Origin of the sequence: Amycolatopsis sp. NBC_00348 (assembly GCF_036114655.1) — a bacterium.
GTDB lineage: Bacteria > Actinomycetota > Actinomycetes > Mycobacteriales > Pseudonocardiaceae > Amycolatopsis.
On sequence record NZ_CP107994.1, the window covers coordinates 10,231,367 to 10,246,234 of the forward strand.

A 14,868-nucleotide genomic window follows, 5' to 3' on the forward strand; every position below is an offset into this window, starting at 1 on the left:
CGGGACTGGGACCGGTTCCGCACGGCGTTGCTCGTGCCGGCGGCACAGCTGCGGGAGATGACGACGATGATCTCGGTCGACCCGGCGAATCCGCCGGCCGGGAGCTACGGGCTGGGGCTCGCGCAGCTGAACACGCCGTGCGGACGGTTCCGGCCACATGGGCGGCATTCCGGGCTACCGGTCCGACCTCTTCGCCGACCGCACGGGAACGCGCACGGCCGAGGTGTTCGTCACCGAGCAGCAAGGGCTCCTCGAGCCGGATCTCGGGGCCGCGCAGCAGGCGCTGGTCACCGGGGCGGTGTGTGCCATGTACGGGAAAGCTAGCCCGTGAGGGCCTGCGTGCCGAGCACGGTGACCAGCGCGAGGCGTTCGGCGTCTTCGGTGCCGGGTTCGGCCGTGTAGAGCATGACGCGCTGGTCGCTGCCGGCCACGGTGAGCGTGTCGCAGTCCAGCGTCACGGGTCCCGCGTGCGGGTGGTCGACGATCTTCCGCGCGGACTCGTGGTGACCGACCGCGCCGGAGTCCCACAGCTCGCCGAACCGGTCGCTGTGCGCGCGCAGCTCGGCGACCAGCCGCCGCAGGCCGCGGTCGGCGGGGTAGCGGCCGGCGGCGGCCCGAAGGTCGGCGACCAGCATGGCTTCCATCGCCCGCTGCGACTCCGGCGTGTGCCGGACGCGGGTGCCGGGGCCGATCAGGTTGCGCCACACGGCGTTGCGCTCGTGTCCACGCCACCCGGACGGGTCACCCAGCAGCGCCGCGTACGGCGGGTTCGCGACCAGGAGCGTCCAGGCCGCGTCGTAGACGGCGACGGGTGTCCCGGTGAGCCGGTCCAGCAGGCGCTGGACGCTCGGGGTGAGGTACGCGGGCACGGTGTCGGGGCCGGGCGGCGTGAGCCCGGCCAGGTGGAACAGGTGCTCGCGCTCGGGCCGCGACAGCCGCAGCGCCCGCGCCAGGGTCTCGATGACCTGGGCGGACGGGTGCGACGCGCGGCCCTGCTCGAGCCGCGTGACGTAGTCGGCGGAGATCCCGGCCAGCAGGGCCAGTTCCTCCCGCCGCAGGCCGGCCGCGCGCCGGTGGCCGCCGGTGGGCAGCCCGGCGGTGTCCGGTGCGACCCGGTCACGCCAGCGCCGCACCGCCTGCCCGAATTCCGCGTTCGCCATGGGGTCCAGTGTGCGCCGCCGGCGTCGGACGTGCCTGGTACCAGCGGTCCCAGGAAGACCCGACGGCTGGTGGCCGGGGCCGGCCGGGGCGAACGTGGATCCCATGACACTCACCGAATCCCCGGTCTGGTTCATCACCGGCTGCTCCACCGGCCTCGGCCGCGCGCTCGCCACCCACGTCCTCGAACGTGGGTGGCGAGCGGCGGTCACCGCCCGCGACCCGCGGACCGTCGCGGACCTCGTCGGCCGCCACGGCGATCGCGCGCTCGCCCTCACCCTCGACGTCACCGATCCCTCGCAAGTCACCGCCGCGGTCACCCGGGCCGAGGAGGCGTTCGGCCGGATCGACGTCCTGGTCAACAACGCCGGTTACGGCTACCTCGCCGCCGTCGAGGAAGGCGACGACGCCGAGGTGCGCACGCTGTTCGACACCAACGTCTTCGGGCTCGCCGACGTGACCAAGGCGGTGCTCCCGGGCATGCGCGCCCGGCGCTCCGGCCACGTCGTCAACGTCTCGTCCCTCGGCGGCCTGGCCGGTTTCGGGGCCACGGGCTACTACCACGCGACGAAGTTCGCCGTGGAAGGCTTGTCGGAGTCCCTGGCCGCCGAGGTGGCGCCGCTGGGCATCGGCGTGACCATCGTCGAGCCCGGCGCGTTCCGCACGAACTGGTCCGGGCCGTCGATGAAGCAGTCCCCGATCCGCATCGACGACTACGCCGAGACGGCCGGCAAACGCCGTGAAGCGACCCTGGCGACGTACGGCAGCCAGCCCGGCGACCCGGCGCGTGCCGCGGAGGCGATCGTCACCGCGCTGGCGGCCGACGAGCCGCCGTTGCGGCTGCTCCTCGGCGCGGCCGCCCTGACGGTGGCGTACGGCAAGATCGAGGCGCTGCGGCGTGACTTCGCGCGGTGGGAAGACGTCAGCCGGAGTACGGAGCTTTAGTGTCCTTTGTGGACTCGGCGATCACCCGGGCGACCACCTCGGGCTGCGAGAGCGGAACCGCGTGGGACGCGTCGACCTCGGTGATCGTCGAGCCCGCCCGTTCGGCCATCCACCGCTGGGCTTCCGTCGGGATCGACCGGTCCGACGTCGCGATCACGGCCCAGGACGGCAGCGTCCGCCAGGTCGCCGGCCGGTCGAAGGTCTGCGAGAGCGCCGTCGGGTCGAAGGGACGCTGGGCGGCGGCCAGCACCCGCGCCTCGGCCGGCTCGACGTCGGCGGCGTAGGCCGGGGCGAACATCGCCGGCCGCAGGTAGGCCTCCTGACCGCCCGGGTAGTCGCGGAAGAGCAGGTTGTCGGGGCCGAGGAGGCTGCCGGGGAACTTGCCGTTCAGCTCGCCGGCCGTCTCGCCGGCGTCCTGCTGGAACGCGGCAACGAACACGAGTGCCCGCACCGCCGGGGTGAGCGCGTCCGGCGCGGAGATGACGGAGCCGGCGTAGGAGTGGCCGGCGACGACCAGCGGGCCGGGCAGCGTGTCGAGGAACCGGCGCAGGTAGGCGACGTCGCCGTCCAGGGAACGCAGGGGCAGGGCCGGCGCGATGACCTGGTGGCCGTCGGCCTGCAGGGTCGCGGAGACGTGGCGCCACACCGAGGCGTCGGTCAGGGCGCCGTGGACGAGAACGATGGTCTTGGTGGTCATGGCGGAAAGTCTGGGCGCTCGCGTCGCCGTCGAGAAGTGGCAGCACTGCCTACAAGCGCTACGATCCTGCCATGACCCGTCACCGGATGGTCGTCGTCCTGCTCGACGAAGTGCTCCCGCTGGACTACGCGATCCCGTTGCACGTCTTCGCGCGGGAGGCGCCGGAGGCCTACGACGTCGTGACCGCGTCGGTCGACGGCCGCCCGGTGCCGGTCGCGGGCGGGACGTCCGTGGTCCCCGACGGCGGCCTCGACCTGCTGCGCAAGGCGGCCACGGTGATCGTGCCCGGCTACGCGGGCGCCGCCGAGCGGGAGCTGCCCGGGGCGGTGGTGCGGGCCGCCGCCGCCGCGCACCGGCGGGGCGCCCGGATGATCTCGATCTGCTCGGGCGCGTTCGCGCTGGCGGCCGCGGGCGTCCTCGACGGGCTGACCGTGACGACGCACTGGTCGCTCTGCGACGAGCTGGCGGCCCGGTTCCCGGCGGTGACGGTGGACGGGTCGCTGCTCGTCGCCGAGACCGGGACGGTGCTCACGTCCGGCGGCGTGACGGCCGGCGTCGACCTGTGCCTGCACGTCCTGCACCGCGACCTCGGCGCCACGGCGGCGCGGCACGTCTCGCGCCGCATCGTGATGGCCCCGCGATCGCCGGACGGCCAGCAGCAGTTCGTCGAGAAGAAGGTGGTGCCGCCCGGCGACGACGTCATCGCGCGGGCCCAGCAGTGGCTGCTCACGGCGTTGGGGGAGAACCTGTCCGTGCGAGACATGGCCGAGCGGGCGCGCATGTCGGAGCGCACGTTCCACCGCAGGTTCCGCGAGCGGACGGGCCTGCCGCCGCTGTCGTGGCTGCGCGAGCAGCGGATCGCGCAGGCGAAGGAGCTGCTGGAGAACTCGGACCGGCCGATCGAGGAGATCGCCCGGGCCGTCGGCCTGGGCACGGCGGCCAACCTGCGAGCACAGTTCCGCCGCGCGACGAACGTGTCACCGCGGGAGCACCGGCGGCTGTTCGCGTTCGGGCAGGCGAGCTGAAAGCGGTCAGTGGCTGGGTAACGGCTGGTGCGTTCGGTATCGCGAAGCACTGCTGTTGTTCGACTTCGCGGTCGTGAGTGTTTAGGGCGGTTCTAACCGCCCTAAACACTCACGACCAGCCGCGGCAGAGGACTGGAGAGCGGGAGCGGCGTACCTCTTCGCCTACGTTCCGGCTCTGATCGTCAACCTGCTGCCCGTGCCGGGGCGTTCACCCGACCTGGTGTGGCGAAACTTCACGCGTTCGGGCAGGCGGGGTGAAAGCGGTCCAACCCGAGCACCCGGAAGTGGACCAGTCGTCGGGTGATCGCCGGGCTTAGCGTGGGAGCCATGACTGGTGCACCACCGCGGACGAACTCCGTGCTCACGATGCTCGCCTCGCAGGCTCCGTCCATTCCGGACGGTGCGCACGTGATGACCGCCACGATCGAGCTGCCGCCCGGGGACGCGGGGACGCCGCCGCACCGGCACTCCGGGCCCGTTTTCGGGTACATGCTCGAAGGCGAGATGGTCTTCGAACTCGAAGGCGAGCCCGAACGCGTCATCAAGGCGGGTGAAGCGTTCTGGGAACCCGGCGGCGACGTGATCCACTACCAGGCGGCGAACCACCTCGCCGACCGGTGGAGCCGGTTCGTCGTGGTGATGATCTGCGCGCCCGGCCAGGAGATGCTGACGTTCGTCAGCGCCGAAGAGCTGGCGGAGAGGGGGCGGTGATGCGGATCTTCCTCGCCGGGGCGTCCGGTGCCGTCGGCCGCCGGGTGGTGCCCGCGCTGGTCGCCCGGGGGCACGACGTCGTCGGCCTGACGCGGCATTCCGCCGCGCAGGTCGAAGCGCTGGGCGCGACCGCCGTCGTCGGTGATGTGTACGACGCCGCCGGGCTCACCTCCCTGGTCCGCGACGCCCGGCCCGACGTCGTGATGCACCAGCTCACCGACCTCGGCGCCGGGGATCGCGCGGCCAACGCGAAGGTGCGCACGGCCGGCACGCGCAACCTCGTCGACGCGGCGCTCGCGGCGGGCGTCCGGCGGATCGTCGCCCAGAGCATCTCGTGGGCCTGCGAACCGGGCACCGGGCCCGCGACCGAGGACACGCCGCTCGACCTCGGCGCCGCGCCCGAACGGCGTGGCACGGTCGACGGCGTCGCGTCGCTGGAGGCCGCCGTCGCCGAGCTGCCCGAGTGGGTCGTGCTCCGCTACGGCACGCTGCACGGCCCGGGCACCTGGTACGAACCCGGTGGCCTGATGACACAGCTCGCCCAGGCCGGAAACCTGCCCGCCACCGGGGATGTCTCCAGTTTCGTCCACGTCGACGACGCCGCCACGGCCGCCGTCGCGGCGCTGGACTGGCCGTCGGGCGCGGTCAACGTCTGCGACGACGAGCCCGCGGCGGGCCACGACTGGGTGCCCGTCTTCTGTGCCGGCGTCGGTGCGCCGGAACCCCGGCGCGTGGACGGCGAACGCGCCGGGTGGGCCCGCGGGGCCGCCAACGGCCGCGCGCGGAAGCTGGGCTGGGCAGCCGGGACGTCCTGGCGGGCCGGGTTCACCAGGGCTTGATCGCGGCGTCGGCGAGCAGCTCGGCCAGGGCGTCCAAGGCCGGCCCCCACGCGTGCTGCGGCGGCGTCGCGTACCCGATGATCAGCCCGGATTCGGGGCGGCCGGCGGAATGCCAGTAGCCGGCGGCGTTGATCCCCTGCAGCCGCAGGCCCGCCGCGAGACCGGCGTCGATCACGCGCTTCTCCTCCTGCCGGGACGCGAGCGGCAGGAGCGCGTGGAGCCCGGCGGGGATGCCGTCCAACGGGGCGAGGCGGGCGGCCAGCTCGGTCCGCCGTTTCCGGTAGACCTGGCGGGCGCGGCGGACGTGCCGGTCGTAGTCGCCGCGGTCGAGCAGGTCGGCGATCGCGAGCTGGGCGGGTGTGCCGACCGTGGCGCCGGTGGCGGCGACGGCGTCGAGCACGGGGATGCGCAGCCGTCCGGGCACGACCAGCCAGCCGATCCGCAGCCCGGGCGCGAGCGTTTTGCTGGTGCTGCCGGCGAAGACGACGTGGTCCGGGGCTTGGGCCTGCAGGGCGCCGACGGGGTTCTGGTCGTACCGGAACTCGCCGTCGTAGTCGTCCTCGACGACGATCCCGTCGTGCTCGCGCGCCCACTCGAGGAACGCGGCCCGCCGGCCGGGGCTCAGCACCACGCCGCGCGGGTGCTGGTGGGCGGGCGTCAGCAAGGCGGCGCCCGCGTCTCCGGGGAGGCTGGCGCCTTCCGCATCGACGGCCAGGGGAGTGGTCGCCAGCCCGGCCGCGTGGATCACGGACCGGTGGTGGGCGAGCCCGGGATCCTCGGTGCCGATCGTGCGGACGCCGGTGTCGCGCAGGGCGCGGGCCAGCACCGCCAGCCCGTGCGTGAAGCCACTGGTGACCACGACGGCCCCGGCGTCGACGCGCACGCCCCGGGCGCGGGCGAGGTAGGTCGCGACGGCTTCGCGCAGGCCCTTCAGCCCGGCGGGATCGCTGTAGTCCATGCTTTCGCGGCTCGCCGCGGCGAGCGTCCGCCGAACGCCGGCGGCCCAGAGGGCGCGCGGGAACAGGCTGAGATCCGGCCGCCCCGGCCGCAGGTCGAAACCGGCCCGCGACGGTGTCTCCGGCGCGGGTTTCCCGGGCGGCCGGGTATCGGCGACGCGGGTGCCGGAGCCGGTCGCGCTGACGAGCCGACCTTCGGCGACGAGCTGCGCGTACGCCTCGACGACGGTGCCCCGCGCGACCCCGAGGTCCTGGGCGAGACTGCGCGAGCCGGGCAGCTTGGTCCCGGCGGGCAGCCGCCCGGAGGAAACGGCATCCCGCAGCGCGGCTTCGAGGGCCCGGCGCCCGGTCCCGACGTCGAGGTGCAGGTCGACGCCGAGCACGCGCTTTCCCACGTCCGCACCGCCCTTTCCCCGCCGTCGAAGACCATTGTCGCCCGGCGTCGTCACCGCGGCCGCGCCGGCCGAAGCGGCGGCCGGCTACGCGCGGCGGACCACCATTGCCGGCAAGACCGCGCAGCCCGGCAACGTGAACTACCTCCGGCAGATCACTCGAAGAACTTGAGGCTCCAGCCGGTGTCGGTGGTCGCGCCCGGGACGTTGGCCCGGCGGTAGGTCGTCGAGCCCCACCAGCAGAACGTGCCGGAGTACCAGTAGCGGTTCGCCCACGAGTACGGCGTGCCCTTGGCCACGGCGTGGTACATCAGCGGGAACTTCGGCCCGGCGGGCGGGCTCGTCGCGATGTCGCCGTTCAGCAGGACGAAGCTGTGGCTGCCCGGCCCGTCGACGTGCAGGGTCGGGTCCCAGCCGGCCATCATCGTCTCGCGGTGGGAGCCGAACAGGCAGCCGTTCGACTTGTACCAGTCCCAGACGTAGGCCGGGTCGCCGCCGGCGCGCAGCCGGACCTCGCCGAGGCAGTACTGGTCGCTCCAGCTGCCGTTGGTGGAGTAGACGATGTGCAGCTGCCCGTTCGGGTCCTTGATCGCCGTGGGCGCTTCGTTGATGAAGGGGTTGCCCACCACGCGTTCCCAGCTCTCGCGCGGCTGCGAGATGACGTACCGCGCGCCGGTCGGCGTCGTCGGGCCGCTCATCCGGGCCAGGTACAGGTTCTGCTCGACGTTCGTGTCGCCCGCCCAGCCCGACCAGACGAACCAGCGTTGCCCGCCGAAGGTGAACAGCGTGCCGTCGATGGCCCACTTGCCGTCGGGCAGCGCGAGCTGCGTCTCGGCGGTGTACCCGCTGTCGGCGACGGCGGAGCTGATGACGTACATCCGGTGCGCGGTGCCGGTCCCGGCCGAGAAGTAGATGTAGAACCGCCCGCCGTCGACGACGATCTCGGGCGCCCACACCTCGCCGCGGCCCCGGGTGTCGGACCAGACCTGCCGGGCGGGCGCACTCGCCGCGGCGTCGGGGGAGGAGCCGGCCCGGACGGCGATCCCGCCCCCGGTGGACTGCGCGGCGAAGTAGGTGGAGCCGACGCGCAGCACGCTCGGATCGGCGGCCCGCAGCCCGGTCTGCCCGGCGTCGGCACTCGACGTTGGAACCAAGCAGGCGACGGCCAGGAGCAAGAGGACGGCGATCCGTTTCATGGCCACATCCCGGGGTCAGCACGGAGGTTCCGAGGATCGCGCGCCGTTAGCACCCGCCGATAGGGCCGGGAGATCTTGCTCGGTTCAGCCGGGGCGAAATTGGTCTGTTCCAGTGACCGCCAGGCGCTAGGGCGTGGCCTGCAGCCGTTCGAGCACGTTCTGCACGATCCGCCGCGCGGGCTGGATGAGGACGGCGGGGACGACGAACACCGCCACCCACATCACCGTGCCCACGGCGTTGGAGACGTCGACCGCGTGCGCGATCCCGCTGTCCGGTGCGGCGTAAAGGATGTACGCCCGGATCACGCCGGCGCCCACCATGAGCGCGCCGAGCGTGGCCGTGAGCAGCCGCTGCCACCGGCGGTAACGCGGCTCTTCCGTCCACGCGAGTTCGAACGCCTTCTCCCGCGTCGGGTCGCCGAAGCTCGCCATCGACGCCGCCGTCGTATGGGCGAGCGGCCGGCGCCGGCCGAGCGTCACGAGGCAGAACACGCCCCCGACCAGGATGTAAGCCACTTCGCGCAGGGCCGCGACGCGCGGGCTCTGCGTCGCCAGGGACACCGTGATCGTCACCGCCAGCTCGGTGAGCACCAGGAGCCCCATCAGGTCGATGCGCCGCCGGCGGATCGTGACCGCCACCGCGACGGCGCCGACCGCGATCGCCGGGATCACGAGCGCCCAGAAGATGCCGACGCCGAAAGCGCGAAAGAGGTAATAGAGGCCGAATGAAAGCGCAATCTCGAGCAGGGTGGTCAGCAGGCCGGGCTTGGGTGTCATGATCGCTCCTTTCGCGGGACGAAGTAGGCGTCCCAGGCGAGCGTCCCGGCGGCGAGGTCGGCGGACACCCCGCGCACCCACGCCAGCTCGGCCTCGGTGACCGCGCGGGTGTACTCGTGTTCGAGCAGGTGCACCCGGGGGACGTGGTGCTCGATGGACGCGGTCAGCACCGCCTGCGTCGCGGTCAGGCGACGCTCGAGTTCCGCGGCCCGCAGGTCCAGCTGCGTCCGCACGTCGCCGGAGTCGAGCAGGTGGAGGAACGACACGACGGCCGGGAACAGCGGGAACTCCGCGGCCGGCGTGGCGACGGTCTCCCGCAGGCCCGCCAGCAACGTCTCGCGGCCGGCTGCGGTCAGGGCGTAGACCGTGCGCTCCGGATGACGCGTGTCGCGCTCGACCGCGTGGACCTCGACCAGGGCGTCGCGCACCAAGCGATCGAGGGCGGCGTGGAGGCCGGAGCGGTTGCGGACGTTGACGACCAGGTCGACGCCGCGTTCCTTGACCAGCTGCTGCATCCGGTACGCGTGCATCGGTTCCTCGGCCAGCAGGGCCAAGACCGCGACAGCGATCGGGGAGAGGTGTCCGCGTGGTGCCATAGTACGTACTGTACTAGAACGTGCTGGACTACGCGAACTGCGAGAAGGGCCGGGCGCCCGTCAGCGCCCGGCCCTCGTCAGTTCACTTCGTGGAGCGGATGGCGCGCCGACGGGTCCACAGCAGCAGGGAACCGCCCGCGGCCAGGAGCGCGAGGCCCCAGTAGACGCCCGTCAGGCTGACGCCGGTCGAGGCGAGGTTGTCCGGCCGGAACGCGACGTCCGGGACCAGGTCTGTCCCCGAGCCGCCGGGAGCGCCCGGCCCGCCCGGGTTGCCGGCCGGCGGGAGTGTCGCGCAGCTCGCGGCCAGCGTGACCGTCGGCTCGTCGAGCGCGTCGCCGGCCTGGTAGAAGCCCGCGAAGGCGTCCGAGCTGGTCAGGGCCGCCTTGATCGCCGACACCGTGAGCGTGCCCGCGCCCGGCGTCGTCGTGGCCGTGGCCAGGTCGAGGTTCGCCAGCGCCACGCCCGGTTTGCTCACCGGCGGCGACGGCGCTCCGGCGGTCGTCCGCAGTTCGACGTCCGCGGAGAGCGTGCCCTTGCCCTGGGCGACCGTGACCTTCGGGTTGGCCAGGACCAGCGTGAAGAAGTGCGCGGGGTAGCTGAACGCGACCTGGCCGCCGAACCGGGCGGTGAACTCGCCCGCCGCGGTGTACTGGCCGCTGCCGAGCGGGAAGCGGTACGCGCCGGTCGGGATCGCCTTCCCGGCCACCTCGTCCACGTTCGTGACCTCCGCGCCCTCTGTCGCGGTGATCGTGGTGCCGGTGCCGCCGCCGACGTAACTGCGGAAGCTCTTCTTGAAGCCCCACAACAGGTTTCCCCGCGTGAGCGCGCCGGGGGAGAGCGCGCAGGTCGACGGCGGCGTCGTCGTCGAGGAAGGCGGCGGGGTGGTCGTCGGCGGCGTCGTGGCCGGGGGCTCGGTGCCGCCGATCTTGCCGGGGAAGACGAGCTTGCCCGCGTCGAGGTCCGCCGCGGCCGGGTAGAACCCGGCGAACGCGCCCGCGCCCGCTTCGGTGAGCGTGGCCGAGGCGATGTCGGCGACGACGTTGCCACCCTCCTGCCGCGGCGTTGCCGTGAACTTCAGGTCCGCGAAGTCCACTTCGGACGGCGCCCGCACCTGCTCGGGCGCGGCCTTGGTGCCGTAGAAGGAGTAGCCGACGGTCGCGCTCAGCTTGCCCGTGCCGTCACCGGCGAAGGTGACCTTCGGGTTGGACAGCTCGAAGTTCCAGATCAGGTGCGGTTCCAGCACGAAGGTGACGCGCCCGCCGAAGGCGACCGAGCCCTTGCCGGTCTTCCCGTCGAACGTCGACGGGCCCGCCGGCCAGCGGTAGGGCGACGGCGTGGCCGTGGCGCCCCGGTCGGCCGTCGCCGTGCCGCCGAACCGCTCGATGTAGGACCGCCAGGTCTGCTTGAGGCCCCAGTCCAGGCCGGTCGTGGCCGCGGGCGGCGGGTCGCCGGCGCCGGTGAACTTCAGCGCGGTCGTGCTGTCCCAGGTCAGGTCCGGGGTGTCCCAGCCGAACACGTAGACGCTGAACGGCTGCGACGCGGCGTTGTAGGTGGCGCCGGCCGAGGTGTACTCGGCCTTGACCGGGACGGTCAGCTCCCAGCTGCCGTCGGCGTTCAGCGGGATCTGGACGCCGACCGCGTCCTTCTTGACCAGCTTGCTGACCTGGAACCCGGTCGCGGTGCGGGTGCGGACGTCGTCCTTGGCCGGGCCGACGCGGACGCCGAACCCCTTGCCGTCGTTGGCGTCCGGGGCGAACCCGGTGCCCTTGACGGTGATCGACGTGCCCGCGGGGTCCAGTCCGGTGGCCGGGGTGACGGTGACGGCGGGGGCCGTCGCGGCCGAGGCCGGGGGCGCACCGACGGCGCCGAGCACTGCCGCGGCCACCGCGACGGCAGCCCATCTTCGCAGGTTCACGAATCGGTTCCTTCCTGATCGGGGGAGCTCCCGCGGCGACGCCGCAGGAGGGGCGGGACGGTGAGCGCGGCCGCCGTCACCAGCAGGGCGACGGCGGACACCACCCACCACAGCGCGCCGCGTGACGCCGGGGCTTCGGCGGCCGCGGGCTGCGGAGTCGGGGTCGGATCCGGGCTCGGCGACGGCGCAGGCGACGGCGTCGGCGACGCGACCGTCGGTGTTGGACTGTCGCTTGTGGACGGCAAGACCGTCGTGGCCGGCGCCGGAGCGGGCGGTGCCGCGGCCTTCGTCGGGACGGCGAAGGTGACCGGCGTGAAGGTCTCGTTGTTCGCGTTGACCACGCCGTGTGCGCCGACCGTGATCAGTCCACAGCGGACGGTGAGGCAGTCGACGTCGACGACCCGGCCGTCGCGGTCGGTCGCGCGGAACCGGGCGCCGGGCACGACGAGCTGCGTGCTCCACGAACCGTCGGCCGAGAGCTGCCCGCCGTTGGCCGACGACGCCGTGTCGCTGCCGGGGAACGCGACGAACCGCTGGAAGCCGCGGTTGTCCTTGCTCTCCTTGTCGGGCACGTACCGGTAGGTCGCGCCCGCGGCGCCGCCCTTGCTTGGCTGCCACGCGCCGCCGGCGACCCAGCCGAACAGCACGTAGATCCCGCCGTACCCCTTCGGCACGGACTGGAACCCGCTGCCGCGGACGGTCAGCGTGGTCGCGTAGTCCGGGTCGGCGGCGGCCGGCGACACCTGGACGCGCGCCCCGGCGGCCTGCGCCGGGAACGCCGTCGCCAGGAGCAGCCCGGTCACCAGCACACTCGCAGCGGATCTGCGCATCAGCTCTCCTTCGCCGATCGGTAAGGCAGGACAACGGGCTTTCCGGTCCTGGGGTGCGGGAACACCTCGACGCGATGGCCGTAGACGTCGCTCAGCACGGCCTCGGTGAGCACGTCGGCCGGCGGCCCGAGCGCGACGAGCGAGCCGTCCCGCAGCAGCGCGACGCGGTCGGCGTGCGCCGCTGCGAGCCCGAGGTCGTGCAGCACGACGAGCACGGCGTCCCCCTCGCTCGCGCGCCGCGCGGCCAGCGTCAGCACCTGTTCGGTGTGGCGCAGGTCGAGGGCCGCGGTCGGTTCGTCGAGCAGCAGCAGGCCGGCGTGCTGCGCGAGGACGCGGGACAGCGCCGCGCGCGCCTGTTCGCCGCCGGACAACGTCGTGAACCGGCGGTCGGCGAAGCCGGCGAGGTCGGTCGCCGCGAGCGCGGCGTCGACGGCGGTGTCGTCGTCGGCCTCGGCCGGGGTGCGCCGCCACGGCGCCCGGCCCATCCGCACGACCTCGGCCACGGTGAAGGGGAAGCTCACGGTGTGCTGCTGCGGCAGGACCGCCCGGCGCCGCGCGAGTTCCGCCAGCGACCAGGACGTCAGGTCGGCGCCGGCGATCCGGACGGTGCCCGCGTCCGGCGTCAGGTCGCCGGCCAGCAGGGCCAGCGCCGTCGACTTGCCGGCGCCGTTCGGCCCGGCCAGTGCCAGGACTTCGCCGGGCCGGACGTCGAGGGAGACGTCCCGCACCAGGGGTTTGCCGTCGATCGTGTAGGTGACGCCGACGAGTTCGGCCGCGGCCTTCACGCCCAGCCTCCCGCCCGGCGCCGGGTCCGCAGCAGCAGCCAGAAGAAGAACGGCCCGCCGACCAGCGCGGTGAGGATGCCGATCGGCAGGTCGGCGTAGTCGAACAGGGTGCGCGCGGCGAGATCGGCGACGCCGAGCAGGAACGCGCCGGCCAGCAGCGACGCCGGGACCAGCACGCGGTGCCCGGGCCCGGTGACCATCCGCACGCCGTGCGGCACGATCAGCCCGACGAACCCGATGATCCCTGAGTAGGACACGGCCGCCGAGACCATCAGGGCCACCACGACGATCCCGGTCGTGCGCAGCGCTTCGACGTTCACGCCGAGGTGCCGGGCCGGGCGCTCGCCGAGCGCGAGCAGGTCGAGCCGCCGCGCGAGCATCAGGGACACGACGACGCCGACGGCCATCAGCGGCAGCACCGACCAGACGTACGGCCAGCGCGCCGAGGCCAGCGAACCCAGCTGCCAGAACACGATCTGCTCGCGCGCGGCCTGGTCGCCGGAGAACATCAGGAACGCGATCACCGCGCTCGCCACGGCGTTGACCGCGACGCCGGTGAGGATGAGCGTCACCACCTCCGACCGGCCGCGCGAGCGCGAAAGGCCGTAGACGGCCAGTGTTGTCAGCAAGCCGCCGGCGAACCCCAGCGCGGGCGTGGTGAAGGCGCCGAGGAACACCCAGCCGGCCACAATGGACAGACTGGCGCCGACCGCGGCCCCGGCGGAAACACCGACGACGGCGGGCTCGGCCAGCGGGTTCCCGAACAGGCCCTGCATCAGGGCCCCTGACACGCCGAGCACGCCGCCGACCAGCAACGCCAGCACCACCCGGGGAAAGCGGACCTGCCAGAGCGTCCCTTCGGCGAACGGATCGGCCAGGCCCGGCCCGATCCCGAACCGATGCAGCAGCGACGCGACGACGTCCGAGAGCGGGATGGCGAACTGGCCGGTGCCCGCGGACACGCACGCCACGACCACGGTCGCGACGCCGAGCCCGGCGAACAAAGCGGTGACGCGGACCGGACGGCTCATCCGGCCGACCCCGGCGCGTAGAGGGCGCGGGCCAGCGCGTCGAGCACGCCCGGCGTCTGCGGCCCGAAGCCGAGGATCTGGCTGTCGGCCATGTCGACGAACCGGCGGTGCAGCCCGGCCGGCGTCTGTGCGACGCCCGGAACCCGCAGCAGGCCATCGGGTCCGCCGACCGACTCGAGGCCCTTCGTCATGACGAGGATCACGTCCGGCCGCGCCTTGATCAGCGCTTCCGGGTTCACCGGGCGCATTCCCTCGACGCCGGCCTCGCTCGCGACGTCGACCGCGCCGAGCGCCGTGATCAGCGAGTCGGCGCCGGACCCGCGGCCGAACAGGTAATACACGCCGGCCTGGCCGCGCAGGTAAAGGAAGACTGTGCGTAGCTTCCGCGCCGGGTCGGCGGGGGCCAGCCGGGTGATTTCGGTGCGCTTGGCGGTGATGTCGCCGGTCAGCCGGTCCGCGAGGCGTTGTCCCGCTTCGGGGACGCCGAGCGCGGCGGCGGCGTCGTGGACGAGCGCGCCGACGTTGTCGAGCGAGCGCCGGGAATCCAGGACGACCACGGGAATCCCGGCGTCGCGCAGCTGCAGGACCGCGTCCCAGGGGCCGAGCGTGGTGTCGGTCAGCACCACGGACGGGCGCAGCGCGAGGATCGCTTCGGCGTTGAGCTGGTGGCCGTTGCGGGTGACCAGCGGAAGTTTCCGCGCGGCGGGGAAGCCGGTCGAGACGTCGCGGCCGACGACGTGACTGCCCAGGCCGAGGCCGAAGACCGTCGCGGCGAGCGTGCCGGCCATGTCGAAAGCGAGGATGCGGCGGGTGTCCGTGACGGTCACCTTCGTGCCCTGGTGGTCGGTGACGGTGACCGGCAGGTGCTGCGCGGGCGGCTCGGCGCCGATGTCCGGCTGGGCGAGGACAACGGTGCTGGGGCCGGTCTGCGCCTTCGGATCGGGCAACGGCGTCAGCGCGGCGAGTGGTGCGACGGGCCCGCCCGCCGGGGCGGAAGTCGTTGGTGGCACGGAAC

At 73.5% G+C, this 14,868-nt stretch carries 16 protein-coding genes; 5 read left to right on the forward strand and 11 right to left on the reverse strand.

Annotated elements, in window-relative coordinates; translation table 11 throughout:
* The first annotated feature begins 157 nt into the window (after positions 1 to 157).
* Complete coding sequence (locus tag OHS58_RS46325) at positions 158 to 331, forward strand: hypothetical protein (protein ID WP_326955407.1); 174 nt, start codon at positions 158 to 160, stop codon at positions 329 to 331.
* Here OHS58_RS46325 and OHS58_RS46330 read toward each other — a convergent pair.
* On the reverse strand, positions 321 to 1,160 hold the full coding sequence (locus OHS58_RS46330) for a helix-turn-helix transcriptional regulator (protein WP_328646498.1): 840 nt from the start codon (positions 1,158 to 1,160) through the stop codon (positions 321 to 323). The two genes, OHS58_RS46325 and OHS58_RS46330, sit on opposite strands and share 11 nt — an antisense overlap.
* A 103-nt stretch (positions 1,161 to 1,263) precedes the next feature.
* Between OHS58_RS46330 and OHS58_RS46335 the strand changes: the two genes are divergently transcribed.
* Complete coding sequence (locus OHS58_RS46335; RefSeq protein ID WP_328646499.1) at positions 1,264 to 2,103, forward strand: oxidoreductase; 840 nt, start codon at positions 1,264 to 1,266, stop codon at positions 2,101 to 2,103.
* Here OHS58_RS46335 and OHS58_RS46340 read toward each other — a convergent pair.
* Complete coding sequence (locus tag OHS58_RS46340) at positions 2,081 to 2,800, reverse strand: alpha/beta fold hydrolase (RefSeq protein ID WP_328646500.1); 720 nt, start codon at positions 2,798 to 2,800, stop codon at positions 2,081 to 2,083. The two genes, OHS58_RS46335 and OHS58_RS46340, sit on opposite strands and share 23 nt — an antisense overlap.
* 71 nt (positions 2,801 to 2,871) lie before the next feature.
* Between OHS58_RS46340 and OHS58_RS46345 the strand changes: the two genes are divergently transcribed.
* The 3 genes from OHS58_RS46345 to OHS58_RS46355 all read left to right on the forward strand — a co-directional run bounded on the left by OHS58_RS46345 (position 2,872) and on the right by OHS58_RS46355 (position 5,375).
* Positions 2,872 to 3,825 carry a GlxA family transcriptional regulator gene (locus OHS58_RS46345; RefSeq protein WP_328646501.1) on the forward strand — a complete coding sequence of 318 codons (954 nt, stop codon included), beginning with the start codon at positions 2,872 to 2,874 and terminating at the stop codon, positions 3,823 to 3,825.
* A gap of 327 nt (positions 3,826 to 4,152) precedes the next feature.
* Positions 4,153 to 4,536, forward strand: a complete 384-nt coding sequence (locus tag OHS58_RS46350; RefSeq protein ID WP_326955403.1) for a cupin domain-containing protein — start codon at positions 4,153 to 4,155, stop codon at positions 4,534 to 4,536.
* On the forward strand, positions 4,536 to 5,375 hold the full coding sequence (locus OHS58_RS46355) for an NAD-dependent epimerase/dehydratase family protein (RefSeq protein WP_328646502.1): 840 nt from the start codon (positions 4,536 to 4,538) through the stop codon (positions 5,373 to 5,375). The genes OHS58_RS46350 and OHS58_RS46355 overlap by 1 nt, the downstream gene beginning before the upstream one ends.
* Here OHS58_RS46355 and pdxR read toward each other — a convergent pair.
* From pdxR to OHS58_RS46400, 9 genes are all read right to left on the reverse strand, one after another.
* A complete protein-coding gene (pdxR, locus tag OHS58_RS46360) occupies positions 5,362 to 6,726 on the reverse strand; it encodes a MocR-like pyridoxine biosynthesis transcription factor PdxR (protein ID WP_328646503.1) in 1,365 nt (454 codons plus the stop codon). The two genes, OHS58_RS46355 and pdxR, sit on opposite strands and share 14 nt — an antisense overlap.
* Before the next feature lie 152 nt (positions 6,727 to 6,878).
* On the reverse strand, positions 6,879 to 7,919 hold the full coding sequence (locus tag OHS58_RS46365) for a glycoside hydrolase family 43 protein (RefSeq protein ID WP_328646504.1): 1,041 nt from the start codon (positions 7,917 to 7,919) through the stop codon (positions 6,879 to 6,881).
* A gap of 126 nt (positions 7,920 to 8,045) precedes the next feature.
* Positions 8,046 to 8,696: a VC0807 family protein gene (locus OHS58_RS46370; protein WP_328646505.1), complete on the reverse strand. Its 651-nt coding sequence runs from the start codon at positions 8,694 to 8,696 to the stop codon at positions 8,046 to 8,048.
* Positions 8,693 to 9,292 (reverse strand): PadR family transcriptional regulator, encoded by a 600-nt coding sequence (locus tag OHS58_RS46375; RefSeq protein ID WP_328646506.1) that lies wholly within the window; start codon positions 9,290 to 9,292, stop codon positions 8,693 to 8,695. Before OHS58_RS46375 ends, OHS58_RS46370 begins: the two co-directional genes overlap by 4 nt.
* Before the next feature lie 82 nt (positions 9,293 to 9,374).
* Positions 9,375 to 11,207, reverse strand: coding sequence for an HtaA domain-containing protein (locus tag OHS58_RS46380; protein WP_328646507.1), 1,833 nt, complete (start codon positions 11,205 to 11,207; stop codon positions 9,375 to 9,377).
* Complete coding sequence (locus tag OHS58_RS46385) at positions 11,204 to 12,037, reverse strand: hypothetical protein (RefSeq protein WP_328646508.1); 834 nt, start codon at positions 12,035 to 12,037, stop codon at positions 11,204 to 11,206. The genes OHS58_RS46380 and OHS58_RS46385 overlap by 4 nt, the downstream gene beginning before the upstream one ends.
* Complete coding sequence (locus OHS58_RS46390) at positions 12,037 to 12,822, reverse strand: heme ABC transporter ATP-binding protein (protein WP_328646509.1); 786 nt, start codon at positions 12,820 to 12,822, stop codon at positions 12,037 to 12,039. Before OHS58_RS46390 ends, OHS58_RS46385 begins: the two co-directional genes overlap by 1 nt.
* On the reverse strand, positions 12,819 to 13,853 hold the full coding sequence (locus OHS58_RS46395; protein WP_326955394.1) for a FecCD family ABC transporter permease: 1,035 nt from the start codon (positions 13,851 to 13,853) through the stop codon (positions 12,819 to 12,821). Before OHS58_RS46395 ends, OHS58_RS46390 begins: the two co-directional genes overlap by 4 nt.
* On the reverse strand, positions 13,850 to 14,863 hold the full coding sequence (locus tag OHS58_RS46400) for a heme/hemin ABC transporter substrate-binding protein (protein WP_328646510.1): 1,014 nt from the start codon (positions 14,861 to 14,863) through the stop codon (positions 13,850 to 13,852). The genes OHS58_RS46395 and OHS58_RS46400 overlap by 4 nt, the downstream gene beginning before the upstream one ends.
* Positions 14,864 to 14,868 lie beyond the last annotated feature (5 nt).